The organism is Nonomuraea sp. SYSU D8015 (assembly GCF_008065375.1).
Taxonomy (GTDB): Bacteria; Actinomycetota; Actinomycetes; order Streptosporangiales; family Streptosporangiaceae; genus Nonomuraea.
The window spans coordinates 141,056-160,498 of sequence record NZ_MU084032.1 but is presented as its reverse complement, the minus strand read 5'-3'; the positions used below and the strand labels follow the sequence as shown (position 1 = coordinate 160,498).

General features: G+C 69.5%; 18 protein-coding genes. 10 read left to right on the top strand and 8 right to left on the bottom strand.

Features of this window, described 5'->3' with window-relative positions; all coding sequences use genetic code 11:
• Positions 1–13 precede the first annotated feature (13 nt).
• On the bottom strand, positions 14–1,429 hold the full coding sequence (locus ID574_RS00675) for an MFS transporter (protein WP_188186775.1): 1,416 nt from the start codon (positions 1,427–1,429) through the stop codon (positions 14–16).
• A 134-nt stretch (positions 1,430–1,563) separates the two neighbouring features.
• Positions 1,564–2,169 (bottom strand): TetR/AcrR family transcriptional regulator, encoded by a 606-nt coding sequence (locus tag ID574_RS00670; protein ID WP_188186774.1) that lies wholly within the window; start codon positions 2,167–2,169, stop codon positions 1,564–1,566.
• 365 nt (positions 2,170–2,534) lie between these two features.
• Between ID574_RS00670 and ID574_RS00665 the strand changes: the two genes are divergently transcribed.
• On the top strand, positions 2,535–3,665 hold the full coding sequence (locus ID574_RS00665; protein ID WP_188186773.1) for a Fic family protein: 1,131 nt from the start codon (positions 2,535–2,537) through the stop codon (positions 3,663–3,665).
• Positions 3,666–3,788: 123 nt separating this feature from the next.
• On the opposite strand, the gene ID574_RS00660 is transcribed toward ID574_RS00665, so the two are convergent.
• The 5 genes from ID574_RS00660 to ID574_RS00640 form a co-directional block, all read right to left on the bottom strand.
• Positions 3,789–4,466: a biliverdin-producing heme oxygenase gene (locus ID574_RS00660; RefSeq protein ID WP_188186772.1), complete on the bottom strand. Its 678-nt coding sequence runs from the start codon at positions 4,464–4,466 to the stop codon at positions 3,789–3,791.
• Positions 4,467–4,564: 98 nt separating this feature from the next.
• A complete protein-coding gene (locus tag ID574_RS00655; protein ID WP_188186771.1) occupies positions 4,565–5,683 on the bottom strand; it encodes an alpha/beta hydrolase in 1,119 nt (372 codons plus the stop codon).
• A 142-nt stretch (positions 5,684–5,825) separates the two neighbouring features.
• Positions 5,826–7,187: a phenylacetate--CoA ligase family protein gene (locus ID574_RS00650; RefSeq protein ID WP_188186770.1), complete on the bottom strand. Its 1,362-nt coding sequence runs from the start codon at positions 7,185–7,187 to the stop codon at positions 5,826–5,828.
• Positions 7,188–7,205: 18 nt separating this feature from the next.
• Positions 7,206–7,862: a response regulator gene (locus tag ID574_RS00645; protein ID WP_188186769.1), complete on the bottom strand. Its 657-nt coding sequence runs from the start codon at positions 7,860–7,862 to the stop codon at positions 7,206–7,208.
• A 60-nt stretch (positions 7,863–7,922) separates the two neighbouring features.
• The gene (locus ID574_RS00640) at positions 7,923–9,200 is read right to left on the bottom strand and encodes a sensor histidine kinase (RefSeq protein ID WP_188186768.1); all 1,278 of its coding nucleotides are present in this window, start codon (positions 9,198–9,200) and stop codon (positions 7,923–7,925) included.
• A 456-nt stretch (positions 9,201–9,656) separates the two neighbouring features.
• Between ID574_RS00640 and lon the strand changes: the two genes are divergently transcribed.
• Positions 9,657–12,014, top strand: a complete 2,358-nt coding sequence (gene lon, locus ID574_RS00635; RefSeq protein ID WP_188186767.1) for an endopeptidase La — start codon at positions 9,657–9,659, stop codon at positions 12,012–12,014.
• Between the two features lie 63 nt (positions 12,015–12,077).
• On the opposite strand, the gene ID574_RS00630 is transcribed toward lon, so the two are convergent.
• On the bottom strand, positions 12,078–12,512 hold the full coding sequence (locus tag ID574_RS00630) for a MarR family transcriptional regulator (protein ID WP_188186766.1): 435 nt from the start codon (positions 12,510–12,512) through the stop codon (positions 12,078–12,080).
• A 126-nt stretch (positions 12,513–12,638) separates the two neighbouring features.
• Between ID574_RS00630 and ID574_RS00625 the strand changes: the two genes are divergently transcribed.
• The 8 genes from ID574_RS00625 to ID574_RS00590 all read left to right on the top strand — a co-directional run bounded on the left by ID574_RS00625 (position 12,639) and on the right by ID574_RS00590 (position 19,379).
• Positions 12,639–12,809, top strand: a complete 171-nt coding sequence (locus ID574_RS00625; protein WP_188186765.1) for a hypothetical protein — start codon at positions 12,639–12,641, stop codon at positions 12,807–12,809.
• A gap of 72 nt (positions 12,810–12,881) precedes the next feature.
• Entirely contained in the window at positions 12,882–13,838 is a 957-nt protein-coding gene (locus ID574_RS00620) for a methionine ABC transporter ATP-binding protein (protein WP_188186764.1), read from the top strand.
• On the top strand, positions 13,835–14,491 hold the full coding sequence (locus tag ID574_RS00615; protein WP_188186763.1) for a methionine ABC transporter permease: 657 nt from the start codon (positions 13,835–13,837) through the stop codon (positions 14,489–14,491). The genes ID574_RS00620 and ID574_RS00615 overlap by 4 nt, the downstream gene beginning before the upstream one ends.
• Before the next feature lie 8 nt (positions 14,492–14,499).
• Positions 14,500–15,324, top strand: coding sequence for a MetQ/NlpA family ABC transporter substrate-binding protein (locus tag ID574_RS00610; protein WP_188186762.1), 825 nt, complete (start codon positions 14,500–14,502; stop codon positions 15,322–15,324).
• Positions 15,325–15,475: 151 nt separating this feature from the next.
• Positions 15,476–16,060 (top strand): hypothetical protein, encoded by a 585-nt coding sequence (locus tag ID574_RS00605; protein WP_188186761.1) that lies wholly within the window; start codon positions 15,476–15,478, stop codon positions 16,058–16,060.
• A gap of 93 nt (positions 16,061–16,153) precedes the next feature.
• Positions 16,154–17,689 carry an acyl-CoA synthetase gene (locus ID574_RS00600; RefSeq protein ID WP_188186760.1) on the top strand — a complete coding sequence of 512 codons (1,536 nt, stop codon included), beginning with the start codon at positions 16,154–16,156 and terminating at the stop codon, positions 17,687–17,689.
• Positions 17,690–17,720: 31 nt separating this feature from the next.
• A complete protein-coding gene (locus tag ID574_RS00595) occupies positions 17,721–17,951 on the top strand; it encodes a hypothetical protein (protein ID WP_188186759.1) in 231 nt (76 codons plus the stop codon).
• A gap of 180 nt (positions 17,952–18,131) precedes the next feature.
• On the top strand, positions 18,132–19,379 hold the full coding sequence (locus tag ID574_RS00590) for a S1C family serine protease (RefSeq protein WP_188186758.1): 1,248 nt from the start codon (positions 18,132–18,134) through the stop codon (positions 19,377–19,379).
• Positions 19,380–19,443 lie beyond the last annotated feature (64 nt).

The following is a 19,443-nucleotide window of genomic DNA, read 5'->3' as shown; positions in this document are numbered from 1 at the left end:
CGTCTCAGTCGTCTCAGTCGCCGTCGGCGGCCAGGACGTTCGTCCTGATCGTGAGGAACGTGATCAGCGCCGACACCACCATCATCCCGGCGCTGATCAGCATCGCCAGCCGGAATCCGGCGTCGAACACCGGCGGATTCCGGAACGCCTCGCCCACCAGCCCCACCATGGGCGGCACCGCGGCCACGGCCAGCAGGCTCCCGGTGCGCGCCACCGCGTTGTTGACGCCGCTGGCGGTGCCCGCGTAACGCTCCTCGGCGGTGGCCAGCACGGTCGAGGTCAGCGGCGCGACCGCCGCCGACAACCCCAGCCCGAACACCGACACCGCGGGCAGCACCTGCAGCAGGTACGACGCTCCGAACCCGATCGTGCTCATCCACAGGAACCCCGCCCCGGCCACCAGGATCCCGATCGTCATCGGCCAGCGCGGCCCGTACCGCTTGGCGACCTCGCCGGCCCGTGCCGACAGCAGCATCATCAAGATCGTCGCCGGCAACACCGCCAGCCCCGCCGCGATGGGCGAGAACCCCGACACCACCTGCAGCTGCACCACCAGCAGGAAGAACACCACGCCCATGGCCGCGTACATGATCAGCGTGACCACGTTCACGGCCGTGAACACGTGGTTGCGGAAGATCCCCACCGGCACCAGCGCATCCGGCGACCTGCGGATCTCGACCGCCACGAACGCCACCCCCAGCGCCAGCCCGGCGATCAGCGGCACCGCCGCGCCCGTCTGGATCAGCCCGTAGGTGATCCCGGCCAGCGCCAGCGCCGCCAGCACCGACCCGAGCACGTCGAACCGCCCCACCGCCTGCTCGTCCCTGCTCTCGGGCACGTGCCGCAGCGCGACGAGCACGACCAGCAGCGCGAACGGCAGGTTGATCAGGAACGCCCACCGCCACCCGACCGTCTGCACCAGCCACCCGCCCAGCAGCGGCCCGATCGCGGCGGCCACCCCGCCCAGCCCCGACCACGCCCCGACCGCCCGCGGCCGGTCCCCGCGCACGAACGACGCCTGAATGATCGCCAGCGACCCCGGCGTCAGCAGCGCCCCTCCGATGCCCTGCAGCGCCCTGGCCGCGATCAGGAACTCGATGTTCGGCGCCAGCCCGCACAACGCGGACGCCACGGCGAACCACACCGTGCCGACGAGGAAGACGCGCCGCCGCCCGTAGCGGTCGCCGAGGGAGCCGCCCAGCAGGATCAGCCCGGCCAGGGTGAGCGTGTAGGCGTTGATCGTCCACTGCAGCCCGTCCATGCCCGCGTCGAGCTCCCGACCGAGGAACGGCAGCGCGACGTTCACCACGGTGCTGTCGAGCATCGCCAGCCCGGACCCGAGCACGGTCGCCACCAGCACCCACCGTCCGCGCGCCGACGTGAACTCCAGATGGCCGTCAGTCTGGAGCCTTTCGGGGCCGTGAGTCATGACCCCCATCCTGTCACCGCCGCCGGCGGCTGATCACGCCGAGCAGTTCGTCGCCGAGAACTTGCAGATGGCTCACGCCGAGTCCACCGCCGAGCGTCCGGCTCACGCGGAAGGTTCGCCGCCGAGCGCCCGGCTCACGCGGAAGATTCGCTGCCGAGGGCCCGGAGGACGAACTCGCACACCAGCGCCTCCGCCGCAGCCACCGTGACAGCCCCGCTGATCAGCGGCACGCGTTCGGCGCCGACCACCGCCATGATCATGCGCGCCGTGGCGGGAACGTCGGCCACGCGGAAGTCGCCCGACTCCATCCCGCTCTCCAGGATCTCCACCAGGATCCGCTGCATGGGCTCGACGTGCTCGGCCAGCCGCTGGTATGCGTCCGGCCCCAGCGCCGCGCTGAGATCGGCCGCACCCGGATGCGGATGCGCCAGCAGCCCGGCCAGTTGCAGCCGCACGAACGCGCGCAGCCGATCGGCGGGGGAGGCGTCCGCCGGTAGCTCCCGCTCGTAGCTGTCGATGAAGTATTGGGTCACCCGCTCGGTGAACGCCAGCAACAGCGCCGCCTTGTCGGGGAAGTAGTTGTACAGGACGGTCCTGGTGATGCCGGCCTCATGGGCCACGTCGGTCAGCGAGATCGCGTCGATGCCCTGCACGCGCGAGAGGCGCGAGACGGCTTGCAGGATCCGGTCGCGGGTCTGCGCGCGATGCTCGCTGATCGTCGCGGCCGAGATGCGGGGCATAGGCCTATCGTAGGCCCGGGCGGTCCCGAGCAACGTGCGCATCGGGGATCATCCTCGCAAATCGCCATGGTGATACACCGCTAACAACGCGGCTCCCTGCTGTCACCGCCCCGCCATCGCGGCCCAGGCGGCCGCCCCAGAGGTACGGCTCCACGGCGATCACCCCGGCCGGCGCCGCCCCGCCTGCCGGCACCACCGCACGCATGCCAGGCCACCGCCCCAAGAGCAACTCGTCGCGGCGGCGCCCTCCCGCCGCACGGAGTCCCCTCTGTTCCGGGCCTGAATCGCGCCCATACAAATCGGGCATATATGAATGAATCAATCATTCACTTGGATGGATGATTCATTCATGGTTTCATGAGGTCATGTTGTACGGCACCCCTGCGCTCCAGCCCGCCGACAAGACGGTGCTCGCCGAGATCGAGGACATGAGGCAGGACCTCAAATACCGCCTGGCCGAAACCCACCGGTGGGACGGCCAGCTCTGCAGGCAGCTTCAGGCGCGAGCGATCCAAGGCTCGAACGCCATCGAGGGCTATCGCGCCAGCGTCGAGGACATCCAGTCCATCATGGCGGGGGAGGAGCCCCTCGAAACCTCCGCTGGGATCGCGAAGGAGATTGCGGGCTATCAGCAGGCGCTCACCTATATCGGGCTAGTGTCGCGGGCGCCGGCGTTCCGTTACGACGTGGGCGTCCTCAATGCGCTCAACTTCATGATGATCGGCCACCACCGGCACAAGACCCCCGGAGTGATTCGACCAGGAAGCATCTGGGTCCGGGATTCGTCCACGGGGGAGGCCGTATACGAAGGGCCTGATGCCGACCTCGTCCCTGCGCTTCTGGATGAGCTGGTCGCGTGGCTCAACGAGGGCGACTTGGAGATGGCAAGTTATGTGCGGGGTGCGATGGCTCACTTCAATCTGGTGAAAATCCATCCGTGGCGTGATGGAAATGGTCGGATGTCGCGTGCCGTTCAGACTTTGGTCCTCGGTCGGGACAACATCACGACACCTGAGTTCTGCTCGATCGAAGAATGGCTCGGGCAGCAGCGCACCACCATCGAGTATTATGACGTGCTCGGCGCGGTCGGACGCCGGCGGTGGAGTCCGCACGGCGACACCCTCGATTGGGTGCGGTTCTGTCTGCGGGCGCATCACATGCAGGCGCAGCGGGTGCGGCAGCGCCTGGCCGAGGCCGGTGAGATCTGGATGTTCCTGGAGGAGCAGGTCGACGCCGACGGGCTCAACACGCGCTGCGTCTCAGCCCTCTACGAGGCGTTCGTGAGCAGGCGGCTGCGCCGGAGCCGATACCAGGCCGACGAGGGGCTCAGTCAGGGCCAGGCCGCCCGCGACCTGCGCGACCTCGCCGCCAAGGGCTGGCTCCGGCCCTATGGCGAGACCAAGGGCCGCTACTACGAGGCAGGCCCGCGGATGGCGGAGCTGAAGGCCGATTTCGCCCAGCGGGTCACCCCGTTGCGGGATCCGTATCGCCAGTGATCGACCGGGTCACCCCGTGTCGCTGGCCTCTCCGTGATCGAGGCCCCGGCTTGGACCTCCTCGCTGCGGGACCCTTATCGCCAGTCATCGACCTCATCCCGCTGAAACCGATGTGGAATCCTTCTATGCGGCGGCGGCCTTGACGACGTGCATGAGCTCGGTGAGCACCTCGGTGTTCAGCTGGTAGGCGAGCTTGACCTCGCGGATGATCCGCTGCTGCTCCCCTTCGTCCAGCTCCAGGGCGTCCAGGCGGGCGCGGTATTCGTTCTTGAAGCGCGGCAGGCTGCCGAGCTCGTCGAAGATGTAGAAGTCGACGCCTCCGCCCTTGGAGTACCCGTAGATCTTCTGCAGTTCCATCCGGATGAACTGCCCGCCGGAAAGGTCGCCCAGATAGCGGGTGTAGTGGTGGGCGATGTAGCCGCCGGGCCAGTCGGACACCTGGTGGATGCGCGCGACCAGGGCCTGGGTGGACTTGGACGGTGCGATCCGGTCTCGCCAGGCGGGGCCGTAGATCGTCGCCAGGTCGCGCTCCAGCGCCCGCTCGCGGTACAGCTCCGGGAAGACGAAGCGCCCGGCCACCGGGTGGTCGGCGAGTCGCCGCGACACTCCGTCGAGAGCGACGTAGGCGAAGTAGTGCTGGGCGACCATCTCGCCGTACTCCTGCTCGCTCAGCCGGCCGCCCATCAGCTCCGTGAGGTAGCCCTCGGATTCGGCGGACTGGTGGTCGCCCCAGGTGGAGTTCCTCAAGGTCTCGGAGAACGACGTCGTCACGGCCCACCTCAACTCGCACTGATGTTTCATGACGAAGTGTCACAAACATGGGCTTCGTGCGTCAAGCTTTTGACGACAGCATGTCATCAAAGCGCGCTTCCTCTCTCTCGTACCCAGAAACAGAGAAGTCAAGAGGTCACCTGCTCGGGACGGCCGAGGGCGATCAGGGCGAGGTTGCGGAGTGATGGGGTGCCCGGGCTGAAGTAGTCGCTGTGACCGCCGGGGCCCACCTCGAAGACGCGCGCGCCGTAGCCGGGGGCCATGGGGTCGGCGCCGAAGCCCAACGGGCCGATCTTGGTCTTGGGGACGAACCTGATCCAGTCGCTCCCGCCGAGCCCTGCCCACACGCGGAGGGGTGGCGGCGTTGTGGCGCGCGGCGCGGGGAAGGCCTGGATCGCCTCCTGCGCCTGCGCCTGCGTCCGTGCCTTCGTCTCGCCCTCCGCCTGCGTCAGTGCCTCCGCCTGTGCCCCCGACTCCATCTGCCGTGAGGTCTCCGCCTGCGTCCGGTCGTCCTCTGTGCCCGCGTCTCCAGGTGTGCCCGCGTCTCCAGGTGTGCGCGCGTCTCCACCTGTGCGCGCGTCTCCGCCTGCGTCCGCGTATCGGCCTGTGCCGGAGTGTCCGCCTCCACCGAGATCTCCGCCTGTGCCTGGGGCCCCGCCTGCGTCCGTGTGTCGGCTCGGATCGAGGTGGCGGCCTGCGCCTGGCCCGTCTGCGGGTTCAGCCATGGGGGCGGGAGGACGTCGCAGGGCGGCGGCGGACGGGGCGTCGAGGCCGGGGCTGCCGAAGACCGCCAGGTCCGTGACGGGTAAGCCGGGGACGGCTTTGGCGCACAGCACCGAACCGTAACTGTGGCATAGCAGGGCGATGGGGGCGGCGGTCCTGGTGCGCAGGTCGCTGACCGTGCGGCGGAGCTCGGCGGCGCCTTCGTCGGCCGCGTCGTGGGTGAGCGCGCCGAGGCTCAGGGTCGGCGGAGAGTCGTAGCCGAGCCAGGCCACCACGGCCAGCCGCTCCTGAGGAGCCAGCCGGGCAGCCTCCGCCAGCAGGGCGCGGGCCGCGCCTCCTGGCCGTTTCGTGCCGGCCTCGAACGTCTCCGCCGTCGTGTCGGCGCCGGGCACGACGATCGCCACCCGGTCGGCCGCGACGAGATCGCCGTAGACCTTCACCAACCTTCCGCTGGGCGGTCCCGGCCACAACAGAACTGTGCCTGCCGCCGTCAGAACCCCTGCGAGTGCGAGCCGTCTGAGCATGCTGCGACGTTACGGAGCGTGGCCGATCGTCCGCGTCACCGTGAGGTCTGATCTTGCGCGTGGTACCAGAGGTTGATCGCGGCTACGACTCACCGCTGCCTTGGAACGGACGGCGGTGGTGCGGGGCCGCGGCGGTGCGGTGTCAGCGGGTGTAGCGGTGCTTGGCGCCCGGAGGGAAGTACTCCGGGTCGCCGGCTTCACGCAGGCGGATGAAGGGCATCTGCTGGACCGGCGGCACGTACGCGGCGAACTCGCTGTTCAGCCGCAGGAGCTGGGTCAGGATCGACTGGCCCACAGCCTGTGCCGTCTCGTCCGCCGGCTTCTCGCCCGGCATGAGCTCCACCGTCACCGTCAGGTGCCGGTCGTGGCGGGCGTCCTCCACCACCTCCATCACGAACTTGCCCGTCACCGAGCCGCTGACCTCCGGCTGCTCCAGGCCGACCGCGATGTTCTCCGGATAGACGTTCGCGCCGTAGTAGGAGACCGTGAAATGGCTGCGGCCGAACACGTACACGAACGGCCGCTCGGGGCTCGGCACGCTGGGCTCGAAGCCGTGCCGCCGGACGAAGTCCAGCATGCGGTCGTACGGGATCACGCCGCCCTCGTCGGCGATGTGGTAGCGGATGAGCGGGATGCCGTTGTCGCCCGAGAAGAGCAGCGTGCCCTGGTGCTCCTCGAAGAAGCGGACCTCCGGGTCGTACTGGACGAGGGTCGGCAGGCGGGACTCGCCGAACAGCTCCCTGGCCGCGTCGGGGCGGGCCGACAGGAAGCGGCGGATCTCGACCGACAGCGCGGTCTCGTTGCCGAGGACGCCCGCGTCGGCGGTGCCGTACAGGGAGGCGATGCCGCGCACCGGGTCGGCGATCCCGGCGCGCTCGGCGACCAGCGTGCGCCACTCCTCGCTGAACACCTCTCCCGCCGTGACCAGCTTGACGTTCCAGGCCGCCCAGGGGAGGTCCTCGGTGTCGATGACGTTCTTCAGGAAGGGCGGGTAGCCGAGGAGCACCACCTGGTCGAAGTGCGGGGCCAGCTCAGGCAGCACGCGGGCGATCTCCCTGCGGTCGGTGCCGGGGGCGATCACGGTGATCGGGTAGCCGCGTTCGGCCAGGTGGCGGCAGCAGTTGACGGTGAACAGGCCGCCCACCCAGGTGCCGAGCGCGAAGCAGACCACGGCCAGCGTGCGTCGCTCGCGGGCGGCGAAGGAGTCGCGGAAGACCTCCTCGAAGCGGGCGGCGATCACACGCTCGTCCGACGCCGAACGGGGCCAGAACGACGGCTCGCCCGTCGAGCCCGACGACACGGCGATCATGTCGCCGATCACGCCGCCCCGGCAGAGGTCGGGCAGGGGGTGACGACGGGTGTAAGTGTCCTTCGTGGCCATCGGCAACCGCTGAAAATCCCGAAATGTCGTGATTTCTGCGGGGTTGACATTGTTTTCCGCCAGAAAGGCTCTGTAGGCGGGCACGGTCGCCGCCACCTGATGGAAGAGCTCAACCGGGTCCATCAGCCGACTGTACGGCGGTCACTCCCCAGGACGCACCAACCCCGTCTCGTACGCGAACACGATCGCCTGCGCCCGGTCACGCAGCCCCAGCTTCATCAGTACTCGCCCGACATGCGTCTTGACCGTCTGTTCGGCCACGAACAGCTTGTCCGCGATCTCCTGGTTGGACAGCGCCTGGGCGACCAGCGTGAGCACCTCGGTCTCGCGCTCGGTCAGCTCCGCCAGCCGCCGGCCCGCCGCCGGGCGCGGGGCGCCGAGCCTGGCGAACTCGTGGATCAGCCGCTTGGTGATCGCCGGGGCGATGAGCGCCTCACCGGCCGCCACCACCCGCACCGCCTCGGCCAGCTGCGCCGCCGAGGCGTCCTTCAGCAAGAACCCGCTCGCCCCGGCCCGCAGCGCCTCATAGACGTAGTCGTCCAGGTCGAACGTCGTCAGGATCAGCACCTTCGGGGACGGCCTCCGAGACAGGAGCTCCCTGGTCGCCTCCAGGCCGTTCATGACCGGCATCCGGACGTCCATGAGCACCACGTCGGGAGCCAGCCGCGCCGCCTGCTCGACGGCCTCCCTGCCGTTCGCGGCCTCGCCCACCACCTCGATGTCCGGCTGCGCGCTCAGGAACACGGTGAACCCCGTGCGCACCATTCCCTGGTCGTCGGCGATCAGTACCCGGATCAAGCGCTCCTCCTCATCCGCAGCCGGCGTGTCCCATCAAACGGCGTCTCATCCGGCGGCGTCTCACCCGGCCGTCTCCCGGTCCGCGATCGGCAGCGTCGCGCGTACCTCGAAGCCTCCGCCTTCGACCGGCTCGGCCTCGAGCACGCCGCCGAGCAGCGCCGCCCGCTCCCGCATCCCCACCAGCCCCTGACCGGCGCCGGGGGCCCCGCCCGCGGTCGCGCCGGGCCCGTTGGCGATGCGCAGCCGCAGCTCGTCACCGTCTCCCGCCAGCTCCACCGCCACGGCCGCGCCGGGCGCGTGCCGCATCGCGTTGCTCAGCGACTCCTGCACGATCCGGTACGCCGACAGCCCCACGGCGGGCGGCACCCCGTCGAGCGGCCCGACCCGCTTGACCAGCACCGCCAGCCCGGCGGCGCGGGCGTTGGCGACCAGCTCGTCCACCCTGTCGAGCCCCGGCTGCGGCGCGGTGTCGGTGCGGCCGTCCTGGTCGCGCAGCACGCCCAGCACCTGCCGCAGCTCCGCGATCGCCTCCAGCGACAGCTGCCGGATCTCCGCCAGGCCGGCTTCCAGCTGCGCGGGATCGCCGGCGGCCTTGAGCGGCACCGCCTCCGCCTGGATCGCTATCACCGACATGTGGTGCGCGACCACGTCGTGCAGCTCGCGCGCGATGCGGGCCCGCTCCTCCAGCACCGCCTGCGCGCTCTCGGCCAGCTGGGTGCGCCGCTCCTCCTCGACGAGCCGCGCCGTCGCGCTCCGCCTGATGCGGACGTTGTAGCCGAACAGCACCGATATCGCCGCGAGGACCGTCACGAGCGCCATCGAGTCGGGATGGGCGATCCAGGCGGCCAGGACCGTGATGATCCAGACGGCCAGCGTGATCTGCCGGTCGCAACGGACGGCGACGGAGTAGAGGACCATCAGGTACGCCAGGCCCGCCGGCACCATGTAAGGCTGCTGGCCGGAGCTGACCGCGGTGGACAACCAGATGGTGAAGGGCATGCCCACGATCGCGACCCGCCAGGCGGCGAGCGGCCACCGGTCGCGCAGCGCCAGGGGAAGAGCGGCGGCGAGCCCGGCGACGTAGGCGAAGCCCTCGGGGATCGCGCCGGCAGCCTCGGCGATCCAGTCGATCGTCATGGCCTGTGTCGACCCGTACACATACAGGGCCAGCACCAGCTCCGCCAGCTGGATGAGGTTGTAGGTCCTGAACGGCACCAGCACGGCGACCCGGCGCGGCACATCGAACGTCAACCGCCGCGACTCGGGCGGCGGATCGGCGTCACCCCGAAACAAGGCGAGCCCGAACGGCCGCACCACCGCCCACCAGACGCGCCTCAACCCGTCGCGCGATCCCGATTCCCGGGGCCCGCGGCTGCTCGCGGACCCTTGAGCGCCGCGCGCGCCCGAGAACGCACGGCTCGGCACGGTGGGCGGCGTCGGCCCGGGGTCCGGTTCCTCGCCGCTCCCGCTCTGGGGCGTGGGGCCGGATCCGCGCGCGTGCACGTCAGAACCTGCGACGTGATCCCGCTCGCCGGGAGCGGTCTGCCTCCGTGCCCGGCCGGCGCGCCACGCGGAGAGGCGGCGGCCGAGGGAACGAGCGCGCTGGACGGAGATCACCTGCTCAAGACTACGTTCGCGCCTGCCCACCGTCGTCACCCCACGGTTTGATCCCGGCCCTCACCCTCAGGTACCGCTTACATGATTACGATCGCCGTGAGCGAACATCAACAAAGAAGGGAACAACAACAGGCTCCAATGAATTGAGTCGGTATAACTCAACCCTTTGGAGTTCGCATGAGTGAGACCTTGACCCTCCCGGTCCTGCCGCTGGACGACGCGGTGGTCTTGCCGGGCATGGTGGTTCCGCTGGACCTGTCCGACTCCGAGGTGCGCGCCGCCATTGACGCGGCCCGTGCATCCGGTGGCAACAAGCCGCGAGTCCTCCTCGTTCCCCGGATTGACGGCCGCTACGGCGCGATCGGCGTCCGGGCCGTTGTCGAGCAGGTCGGCAGGCTGCCGGGCGGGGAGCCCGCCGCGGTGGTCCGCGGTGTCGACCGCGTCCGCGTGGGCACCGGCACGACCGGCCCCGGCGCCGCGCTCTGGGTGGAGGCCGACACGATCGACCCCGTCCCCGCCGGCGAGCGCGCTCACGAGCTGGCCAAGGAATACAAGGCCCTGGCCACCACGATCCTGCAGAAGCGCGGCGCCTGGCAGGTGATCGACCAGGTCAACCAGATCGACGACCCGTCGGTGCTGGCCGACAGCTCCGGCTACACCCCCTGGCTCACCACGGCGCAGAAGGTCGAGCTGCTCGAGGCCGCCGACCCCGCCGACCGGCTGGCCAAGCTGATCGAGTGGTCCCGCGAGCACCTCGCCGAGCTCGACGTCGCCGAGACGATCCGCAAGGACGTCCAGGAGGGCATGGAGAAGCAGCAGCGGGAGTTCCTGCTGCGCCAGCAGCTCGCCGCCGTGCGCAAGGAGCTCAAGGAGCTCAACGGCGACGCCGAGACCGAGGAAGAGGACTACCGGGCCCGCGTCGAGGCCGCCGACCTGCCCGAGAAGGTGCGCGAGGCCGCGCTCAAGGAGGTCGACAAGCTGGAGCGGACCCCCGACCAGTCTCCTGAGACCGGTTGGATCCGCACCTGGCTCGACACGGTCCTCGACATCCCGTGGAACACCCGGACCGAGGACAACTACGACATCACCGGCGCGCGGGCCGTGCTCGACGCCGACCACACCGGCCTGTTCGACGTGAAGGACCGCATCATCGAGCACCTGGCCGTGCGCAAGCGCCGCCAGGACAAGGGCCTCGGCGTGGTGGGCGGCCGCCGCAGCGGCGCCGTGCTCGCCCTCGCCGGTCCTCCCGGCGTCGGCAAGACCTCCCTGGGTGAGTCCGTGGCGCGCGCGATGGGCCGCAAGTTCGTCCGCGTCGCGCTCGGCGGCGTCCGCGACGAGGCGGAGATCCGCGGCCACCGGCGCACGTACGTCGGCGCGCTGCCCGGCCGCATCGTCCGCGCCATCCGCGAGGCCGGCTCCATGAACCCGGTCGTCCTGCTCGACGAGGTCGACAAGGTCGGCGCCGACTACCGCGGCGACCCGACGGCCGCGCTGCTGGAGGTGCTCGACCCGGCGCAGAACCACACGTTCCGCGACCACTACCTCGAGGTCGAGCTCGACCTGTCCGACGTGCTCTTCCTGGCCACGGCCAACGTCCTGGAGGCCATCCCCGGGCCGCTGCTCGACCGGATGGAGGTCGTCACGCTCGACGGCTACACCGAGGACGAGAAGGTCGCGATCGCCCGCGACCACCTTCTGCCGCGTCAGCTGGATCTGGCCGGGCTGAGCGCCGAGGAGGTGACCGTCGAGGACGACGCGCTGCGCAAGCTGGCCGCCGAGTACACCCGCGAGGCGGGCGTGCGCTCGCTGGAGCGGGCGGTCGCCAGGATCCTGCGCAAGGTGGCGGCGAAGGACGAGCTGCCCGTCACCGTGGGCGAGGGCGACCTGGTCGGCTACCTCGGCCGGCCGCGGTTCGTGCCCGAGTCGTCCCTGCCCGAGGCCAGCCAGCGCACCTCGGTGCCGGGCGTGGCGACGGGTCTGGCGGTCACCGGGGCCGGCGGTGACGTGTTGTATGTGGAGGCGTCGCTGGCCGACCCGGAGACCGGCGAGACCGGGCTCACGCTGACCGGCCAGCTGGGCGACGTGATGAAGGAGTCGGCCCGGATCGCGCTGTCCTACCTGCGCTCCCACGGCGCGGAGCTGGAGCTGCCGGTCACCGCGCTGAAGGACCGCTCGGTCCACGTCCACTTCCCGGCGGGGGCCGTGCCCAAGGACGGGCCGTCGGCCGGCGTGACGCTGACGACCGCGCTGGCCTCGCTCCTGTCCGGGCGTCTGGTCCGCGGCGACGTGGCCATGACCGGCGAGATCTCGCTGACCGGGCGGGTCCTGCCGATCGGCGGAGTCAAGCAGAAGCTGCTGGCCGCGCACCGGGCGGGCATCACCACCGTCCTCATCCCGGCCCGCAACGAGCCGGACCTGGACGACGTGCCCGAGGAGGTCCGCAACGAGCTGACCATCCACACGGTGAGCGACGTGCGAGAGGTCCTGGACATCGCGCTGACCCCGGCCCAGGTCGCGTCGACGGTCGCGGCCTGATCCACTCGCCTGCTGCCCGCCGTACCCGGAATTTCGCGGTACGGCGGGCAGCGGCATGTCAGGTCAGCCGCGGCCGTGCGAGTCGTCGGTGATCAGCAACGCCTCCAGCTCGCTCAGCAGCGCGACCGCCCGCTCCGCGTCCGCGGGATCCGGCACCGCCTTCCGCACCGCGTCCTCCGCCGGCGTGGTCGCCCGGCGGAACAGCGCGTGCATGGTGACGTCCGCGACCCGCACCTGGGTGCGGCGCCCGTCGGCCGGGTCCGGACCGGTCTCCACCAGGCCGCGCTCGCGCATCCGGGCCACCGAGGCGGACACATGACTCTGGGCGAACCCCGTACGGGCCGAGATCTCCCCGACCGAGCTTCCCGGGTGCCGCAGGACGTCCTCGAAGACCGCCTCCTCCCCGGGCGTCGGCATCGGCCGCCCCGCTTCGCCGTCATCCGTCCTGGCCAGCTCCACCAGCCGCCGCCCCAGCCTGCGCATCCTCGCGATGTTCATACGCGGGATATTACATCGCTGCCGATGTATCTCCACCGATGTTTCTGGGGCGGCGTGATGTGGATCACGAAACAGCTGAGGAATAGGGGAATCTCGCGACGTCGTTAGCAACGGCGTGAACGAGGCATGCGCGAACGACCGGACCGCCCGCGGGGCGTGTTGTCGCATGCGTATGGGGCGAATGCCGATCCGCTAGCCCAGACCGTCCGCCCGTTCTCCTCGAAGGTCGTCATGATCACACCTGGTTTCGTGCTGCGCAGGCTGAGCCATCTGCCGTTCCATCCCGGCACCCGCTGACACCGGCCCGCACCCGGTCATGTCCGTTCCCGCGGCCCCGCTCGTGGCCGCCCTCAGTCGTGGGGATTTTCCGTGATCCAGGCTTACGGCCTGCGCAAGCAGTACGGCGAGACCGTCGCGCTCGACGGCGTCGACCTGCACGTGCGCGAAGGCGAGATCTACGGCGTGCTCGGTCAGAGCGGCGCCGGCAAGAGCACCCTCCTGCGCTGCGTCAACCTGCTCGAACGCCCCACCGCGGGCACGGTCACCGTCGCGGGCCAGGACCTGACCGCTCTGAGTGACGCCGAGCTGAACCGCGCCCGGCAGCGCATCGGCATGATCCACCAGCACTTCGCGCTGCTCTCCTCGCGCACGGTCGCCGGCAACGTGGCCTTCCCGCTGGAGATCATGGGCATGCCCAGGGCAGAGCGGGAGCGCCGCGTCGCCGAGCTGCTGGAGCTCGTCGGGCTCGAAGGCCGCGGCAAGGACCGCCCCCACCAGCTGTCCGGCGGGCAGAAGCAGCGCGTCGGCATCGCCAGGGCGCTGGCCGGCAACCCGTCGGTGCTGCTGTCGGACGAGGCGACCTCCGCGCTCGACCCGGCCACCACCCAGTCGATCCTCGCGCTGCTCAAGCGGCTCAACGCCGAACTGGGCCTGACCATCCTGCTGATCACCCACGAGATGAACGTCGTCAAGAGCGTCTGCGACTCCGTGGCCATCATGTCGCGCGGCCGCATCGAGGAGTCCGGGGCCATCGCCGACCTCATCAAGACGCCCGGATCCCGCTTGACCAGGGAGATCTTCCCGCTGCCCGAGCCGGCTCCGGCGGGTTCGGTGACGTTGACGTTCACCGGCGACCCGACCCGGCCGGTGGTGTCGGAGGTCGTGCGGAAGTTCGACGTGGACCTGAACATCCTGGGCGGCTCCATCGAGGACCTGGCCGGCGGCTCCGTCGGCCGGCTGCGGATCACGCTGGAGGGCGCGGACACCGGGCCCGCGCTCGCGTACCTGCGCGACTCGGGACTGATCGTCGAGGAGGCCGCCGTATGACGTGGGAAGAGATGCTGCCGCTGCTGTGGCCGGCGACGCTGGAGACGGCGCAGATGGTCGGCTGGGCGACGTTGTTCACCGTGCTGCTCGGCCTGCCGCTCGGCGTGGCGCTCGTGGTGTTCGACCGGGACGGGCTGCGGCCGATGCCGGCGCTCAAGTCGGCGCTCGGGTTCGTCGTCAACGTCGGGCGGTCGCTGCCGTTCATCGTGCTGATGATCGCGATCATCCCGTTCACCCGGCTCGTCGTCGGGACCACCATCGGGACCGCCGCGTTCGTGGTGCCGCTCACGGTCGGGGCGGTGCCGTTCTTCGCCAGGCTGGTCGAGACCGCGCTCAGGGAGGTGGGCACGGACGTCGTCCAGGCGGCGCAGGCCATGGGCGCGAGCCGGACCGCCATCGTGCGCAAGGTCCTGCTGCCCGAAGCCCTTCCCGGGCTGGTGGCGGGGCTGACGGTCACCGTCGTCGCGCTCATCGGCTACTCCGCCATGGCGGGCACCCTCGGCGGCGGCGGGCTCGGCGACCTGGCCGTCAGGTACGGCTACCAGCGGTTCGAGACCCTGCTGATGATCGTGACGGTCGTCCTCCTCCTCGTCATCGTGCAACTGCTGCAGAGCCTGGGCGACTGGGTCGCTCGGCGCCTATCTCACAAGTAAGGAAGATCATGAAGATTCGTCGTATCGCGGGCGCTGTCGCACTCTCCCTGTTGCTTGCCGCATGCGGAACGTCGCAGACCGCCACCACCAATGCCGCCGAGGGCGCCGACACCGTGCTCAAGGTGGGCGCCAGCCCGGTGCCGCATGCCGAGATCCTCGACTACGTCAAGCAGAACCTGGCCCCGGCCGCCGGGCTCAAGCTGGAGGTCGTGGAGTTCACCGACTACGTCCAGCCGAACGTGCAGCTCGACGAGGGCCAGCTGACCGCCAACTTCTTCCAGCACAAGCCGTACCTGGACGACTTCAACTCCTCCAAGGGCACGAAGCTCAGCTTCGTCACCCCGGTCCACCTGGAGCCGCTCGGCCTGTACTCCAAGAAGATCACCGCGCTGTCCGCCCTGCCGGCCGGCGCCACCGTGGCCCTGCCCAACGACGCCACGAACCTGGGCCGCGCGCTCAAGCTGCTCGCCGACAACGGCGTCGTCACGCTCAAGGACGGCGCCGGCACCGCGGCGACCGAGCGCGACGTGCTGGCGAACCCGAAGAACCTGCAGTTCAAGCCGCTGGAGGCGGCCCAGCTCCCGCGCTCGCTCGACGACGTCGACGCCGCGGTGATCAACGGCAACTACGCCATCGAGGCCGGGCTCAAGCCCGCCACGCAGGCGCTGGCGCTGGAGAAGAGCGAGGGCAACCCGTACGTCAACGGCCTCGTCGTCCAGACCGGCCACGAGAAGGACGCGAACGTCGTCACCCTCGGCAAGCTGCTGCAGGACCCGAAGGTCAAGGATTTCATCAAGCAGAAGTACGAGGGTTCCGTGATCGCGGCGGAATGATCGCCGGGAGATGATATTGAAAAACTCCGCTTGATCGGAAATTTCGTCTTATCAGATGATCTATGGCATTAAGTGAATTGTAAGTGCGGCGCAATGCGGCGGGCGTACCAAAGCTGGGTCAGCAAAACCCCTCTCCCGAGGAGGACCCGAAGTGAGATTCGTTTCACGAATCCTGCTGGGCGTCACCGCCGCCACGCTGGTGGCGATCGCCGCTCCGGTCGCCGCCAACGCGGCGACCACTTCCGCACCATCGGCCACGAGCTCGTACGACGCGGCCTGGGGACCGTATTTCTCCGGCGATCACAAGGCCAAGGCCCACGGCCACGTGAGCGTCGAGAAGAAGAAGTTCAAGTTCTGGACCTGGAAGTGGGTGCAGATCAAGAAGGAGGTCTGCTGGAAGGACAAGAAGGGCGACAAACACTGCAAGGTCGTCCTGAAGAAGGACAAGAAGCGCGTCTGGCAGTGGCGCTACGACTACTTCTTCAAGGTCCACAGCACGCTCCACAACAACAAGTGGTGGGGCAAGAAGAAGTGCGCGTGGGAGACGTTCAAGGTCGTGGACAAGAACGGCTCGGCGTACTTCAAGAGCTTCCGCAACTGCACCAAGCACCCGGCGGAATTCACCTTCTACGGTAAGAACGCCGCCCACATCTACGTGGACGTGAGCCGCGGCACCACGTTCGGCCCGACCGGCTTCCACTCCGGCTGGAAGGACGTCTACCACGCGGCCGCCTGATCAGCCGCACCTTCTCGGAGCCGCGACCTCAACGGCGAGGTCGCGGCTTCGCCGTGCTGGTGGGCGGGCGATCTCCCGAATACTGTTCTGTTCATGTATCCGGGAGCCATCGCAGCAGTCACCCCAGACAAGCCCGCTGTGATCATGGCGGGCTCCGGACGGATCATCACCTACCGCGAGCTGGACGAGGAGTCGAACCGGCTGGCCCACCTGTTCCGCGAGGCCGGGCTGCGGCCCGGCGACCACATCGCCTTCATGCTGCCGAACCACCCCCTCTTCCTGGTCGTCGCGTGGGCCGCGCACCGCGCGGGCCTGTACTACACGCCGATCAGCTCACGGCTGCAGACCGGCGAGCTGGCCTACATCGTGGACAACTGCGGCGCCCGGGCGTTCATCTCCAGCGCGGACCTGGCCGGCGTCGCCACCTCGATCACCGCTGCCACGCCCGGGGTGGAGCTGCGGCTCATGACGGACGGCACGGCCGAGGGCTTCACGTCGTACGAGGAGGCGGTCGCGCGGCAGCCCACCACCCCGATCGCCGACGAGTGCACGGGCGCCGACATGCTCTACTCCTCGGGCACCACCGGCCGGCCGAAGGGCGTCAAGCTGGCCGCCACCCTGGGGCCGCTCACCGAGCCCAGCACGCTGCTCAGGCTCAACTCGGCGCTGTTCGCGCCCTCCGCCGGCAGCGTCTACCTCTCACCCGCGCCCCTCTACCACGCCGCCCCGCTGCGTTACAGCATGACGTTCCAGCGGCTCGGCGCCACGGTCGTCGTGATGGAGCGCTTCGACGCCGAGGACTTCCTGCGGGCGGTCGAGCGGTACGGGGTGACGCACGCGCAGCTGGTGCCCACGATGTTCATCAAGATGCTCAAGCTGCCCGAAGAGACTCGGACAAAATACGATATTTCCTCACTTAAGTGTGCGATCCACGCGGCCGCGCCCTGTCCCGTCCCCGTCAAGGAGCAGATGATCGCCTGGTGGGGCCCGATCATCCACGAGTACTACGCCGGCACCGAGGGCAACGGCTTCCTCTACGTCAACTCCCAGGACTGGCTCCAGCACAAGGGCACGGTCGGCCGCTCGCTTCTCGGCACCGTGCACATCTGCGACGAGAAGGGCGACGACCTGCCGCCCCGCGAGCACGGCACGATTTACTTCGAGAACGGCGGCGCCTTCGAATACCACGGCGACCCCGAGCAGACCCGCTCCGCACAGGACCCGAAGGGCCGGGGCTGGACCACCCTGGGCGACATCGGCTACCTCGACGAGGACGGCTTCCTGTACCTCACCGACCGCCGCTCGTACATGATCATCTCCGGCGGCGTGAACATCTACCCGCAGGAGGCCGAGAACGTGCTGTCGGTGCACCCGAAGGTGGCCGACGTGGCGGTGATCGGGGTGCCGGACGAGGAGATGGGTGAGCAGGTCAAGGCCGTGGTGGAGCCGCTGTCGATGGCCGAGGCGGGCCCGGAGCTGGAGGCGGAGCTGATCGCGTACTGCCGCGAGCGCCTGGCCCACTACAAGTGCCCCAAGTCCGTCGACTTCCGCGCCGATCTGCCCCGCCACCCCACGGGCAAGCTGTACAAACGCTTGCTCAGGGACGAGTACTGGCCGGCCTCGAGCTGAGCCGTCCCAGGCGCCGCTACCATCCTGCGGCATGCGACTGATCGCTTTCATGTTCGTGGCCGCGGGGACCGGGCTCACCGCCTGGGGTTTGTACGTCTTCCTGTTTCAGGTGCAGGCGTATGCCGTCTCTGACGGCGGACCGTTTCAGGTGGCCCTCGCGCTGCACGCCCTGGCCAAGCCCCTGCTCCTGGTGATAAGTGGAGCAGGCGCGATGCTAGGCGCCGTCGCCGCGTCGGCGCTCGCAGGAAAGCGTCAGGCGTGATGCCGCGGTCGAGCGGCGCGACACGCACGGATTTCCGGCCGGGACCCATGGAGCCGACCCGGCTCGAGCAGCCTCGATAAGGCGCCCGTGAACCGTCTCACATAGCTCCGATGACCGGCTTAACCAGGGTTTACGCGGGACTTGCGACCCTAGTTCCATCGGGACTTGAGGGAGTGACAGATGGACGCGAACGAGCCTCGCGAGCAGGGCACCGGGTGGAGCCAGTTCGGCGCGACCCCACCGGCCGCCGGGGGCTTCCCCCGGCGGGACACGATCATCATGGAGCAGCCGCCCCCGCCGCCGCCCGCGCCCCCGAAGAAGCAGGCCTTCTTCGGGAGCAAGGCCGTGGCCGGGCTCGCGCTGGCCGCCACCGCCATCGGCGGAGGTGTCGTGGGAGCCGTCGTCGCCAACGCCTTCCAGCCGGACCCGGTCTCCGTGACCACCAACACCAACACCAACACCGGCACGCCGAGCCCGGCCTTCAAGACCACCTCCACCGAGCTCACCGTCTCCGAGGTGGCGGCGAAGGTGCAGCCGAGCGTCGTGATGATCCAGGGCCAGACCGGCGAGGGCTCCGGCGTGGTGCTGTCGGAGGACGGGCTCATCCTGACCAACAACCACGTGGTCGAGGGCGCGGCGCAGGGCGGGCAGATGACCGTCAAGTTCAGCGACGGCAAGACGGCCAAGGCGAGCGTGGTCGGCACCGACCCGGCCACCGACCTGGCCGTCATCCGGGCCGAGGGCGTCTCCGGGCTGACCAAGGCCACCCTCGGCAACAGCGACCTGCTGAAGGTCGGTGACGACGTGCTGGCCATCGGAAGCCCGCTCGGCCTCGACGGATCCGTCACGAGGGGCATCGTCAGCGCGCTCGACCGCACGCTCACCGTCGGCGGCGAGCCGCGCCAGCAGGTGCCGCCCGGCTGGGGCCAGGAGCAGCAGAGCCAGGGGAGCGAGCCCACCACGATCGGCGGTGCCATCCAGACCGACGCCTCGATCAACCCGGGCAACTCCGGCGGCGCGCTGGTCAACGCGGCCGGCGAGGTGGTCGGCATCAACACCGCGATCGCCTCGGACGCCGCGGGCGGCGGCGTCGGCTTCGCCATCCCCGTCAACACCGCCAAGCAGGTGTCCGATCAGCTCATCAGCACCGGCAAGGTCACCCACGCCTTCCTCGGCGTGAGCGTCACCGACGCCACCGGCGACGTGGCCGGCGCGCTCGTCAGGCAGGTCACCGCCGGAAGCCCGGCGGAGAAGGCCGGTCTGAAGCAGGGCGACTTGATCACCAAGATCAATGACAAGGCGGTTGACGGAGGAGATAATGTAGTTGGGCAGGTCAGAGGTTTCAAACCTGGCCAAGAGGTCAAGATCACATATGTGAGGGACGGGCAGACCAACGAGGTGACCGTCACCCTCGTGGAGAAGAACTAACAGGACCCCCACCTTGACGGGTGTGCCGTCGAGATCGCTGCGGACTCGGCGGCACACCCCCCCG

Coding starts and splice junctions, on each gene's coding strand:
- ID574_RS00675 (WP_188186775.1), bottom strand. CDS start 1,429: ATGACTCACGGCCCCGAAAGGCTCCAGACTGACGGCCATCTGGAGTTC.
- ID574_RS00670 (WP_188186774.1), bottom strand. CDS start 2,169: ATGCCCCGCATCTCGGCCGCGACGATCAGCGAGCATCGCGCGCAGACC.
- ID574_RS00665 (WP_188186773.1), top strand. CDS start 2,535: ATGTTGTACGGCACCCCTGCGCTCCAGCCCGCCGACAAGACGGTGCTC.
- ID574_RS00660 (WP_188186772.1), bottom strand. CDS start 4,466: ATGAAACATCAGTGCGAGTTGAGGTGGGCCGTGACGACGTCGTTCTCC.
- ID574_RS00655 (WP_188186771.1), bottom strand. CDS start 5,683: ATGCTCAGACGGCTCGCACTCGCAGGGGTTCTGACGGCGGCAGGCACA.
- ID574_RS00650 (WP_188186770.1), bottom strand. CDS start 7,187: ATGGACCCGGTTGAGCTCTTCCATCAGGTGGCGGCGACCGTGCCCGCC.
- lon (WP_188186767.1), top strand. CDS start 9,657: ATGAGTGAGACCTTGACCCTCCCGGTCCTGCCGCTGGACGACGCGGTG.
- ID574_RS00630 (WP_188186766.1), bottom strand. CDS start 12,512: ATGAACATCGCGAGGATGCGCAGGCTGGGGCGGCGGCTGGTGGAGCTG.
- ID574_RS00625 (WP_188186765.1), top strand. CDS start 12,639: ATGCGCGAACGACCGGACCGCCCGCGGGGCGTGTTGTCGCATGCGTAT.
- ID574_RS00615 (WP_188186763.1), top strand. CDS start 13,835: ATGACGTGGGAAGAGATGCTGCCGCTGCTGTGGCCGGCGACGCTGGAG.
- ID574_RS00610 (WP_188186762.1), top strand. CDS start 14,500: ATGAAGATTCGTCGTATCGCGGGCGCTGTCGCACTCTCCCTGTTGCTT.
- ID574_RS00600 (WP_188186760.1), top strand. CDS start 16,154: ATGTATCCGGGAGCCATCGCAGCAGTCACCCCAGACAAGCCCGCTGTG.
- ID574_RS00595 (WP_188186759.1), top strand. CDS start 17,721: ATGCGACTGATCGCTTTCATGTTCGTGGCCGCGGGGACCGGGCTCACC.
- ID574_RS00590 (WP_188186758.1), top strand. CDS start 18,132: ATGGACGCGAACGAGCCTCGCGAGCAGGGCACCGGGTGGAGCCAGTTC.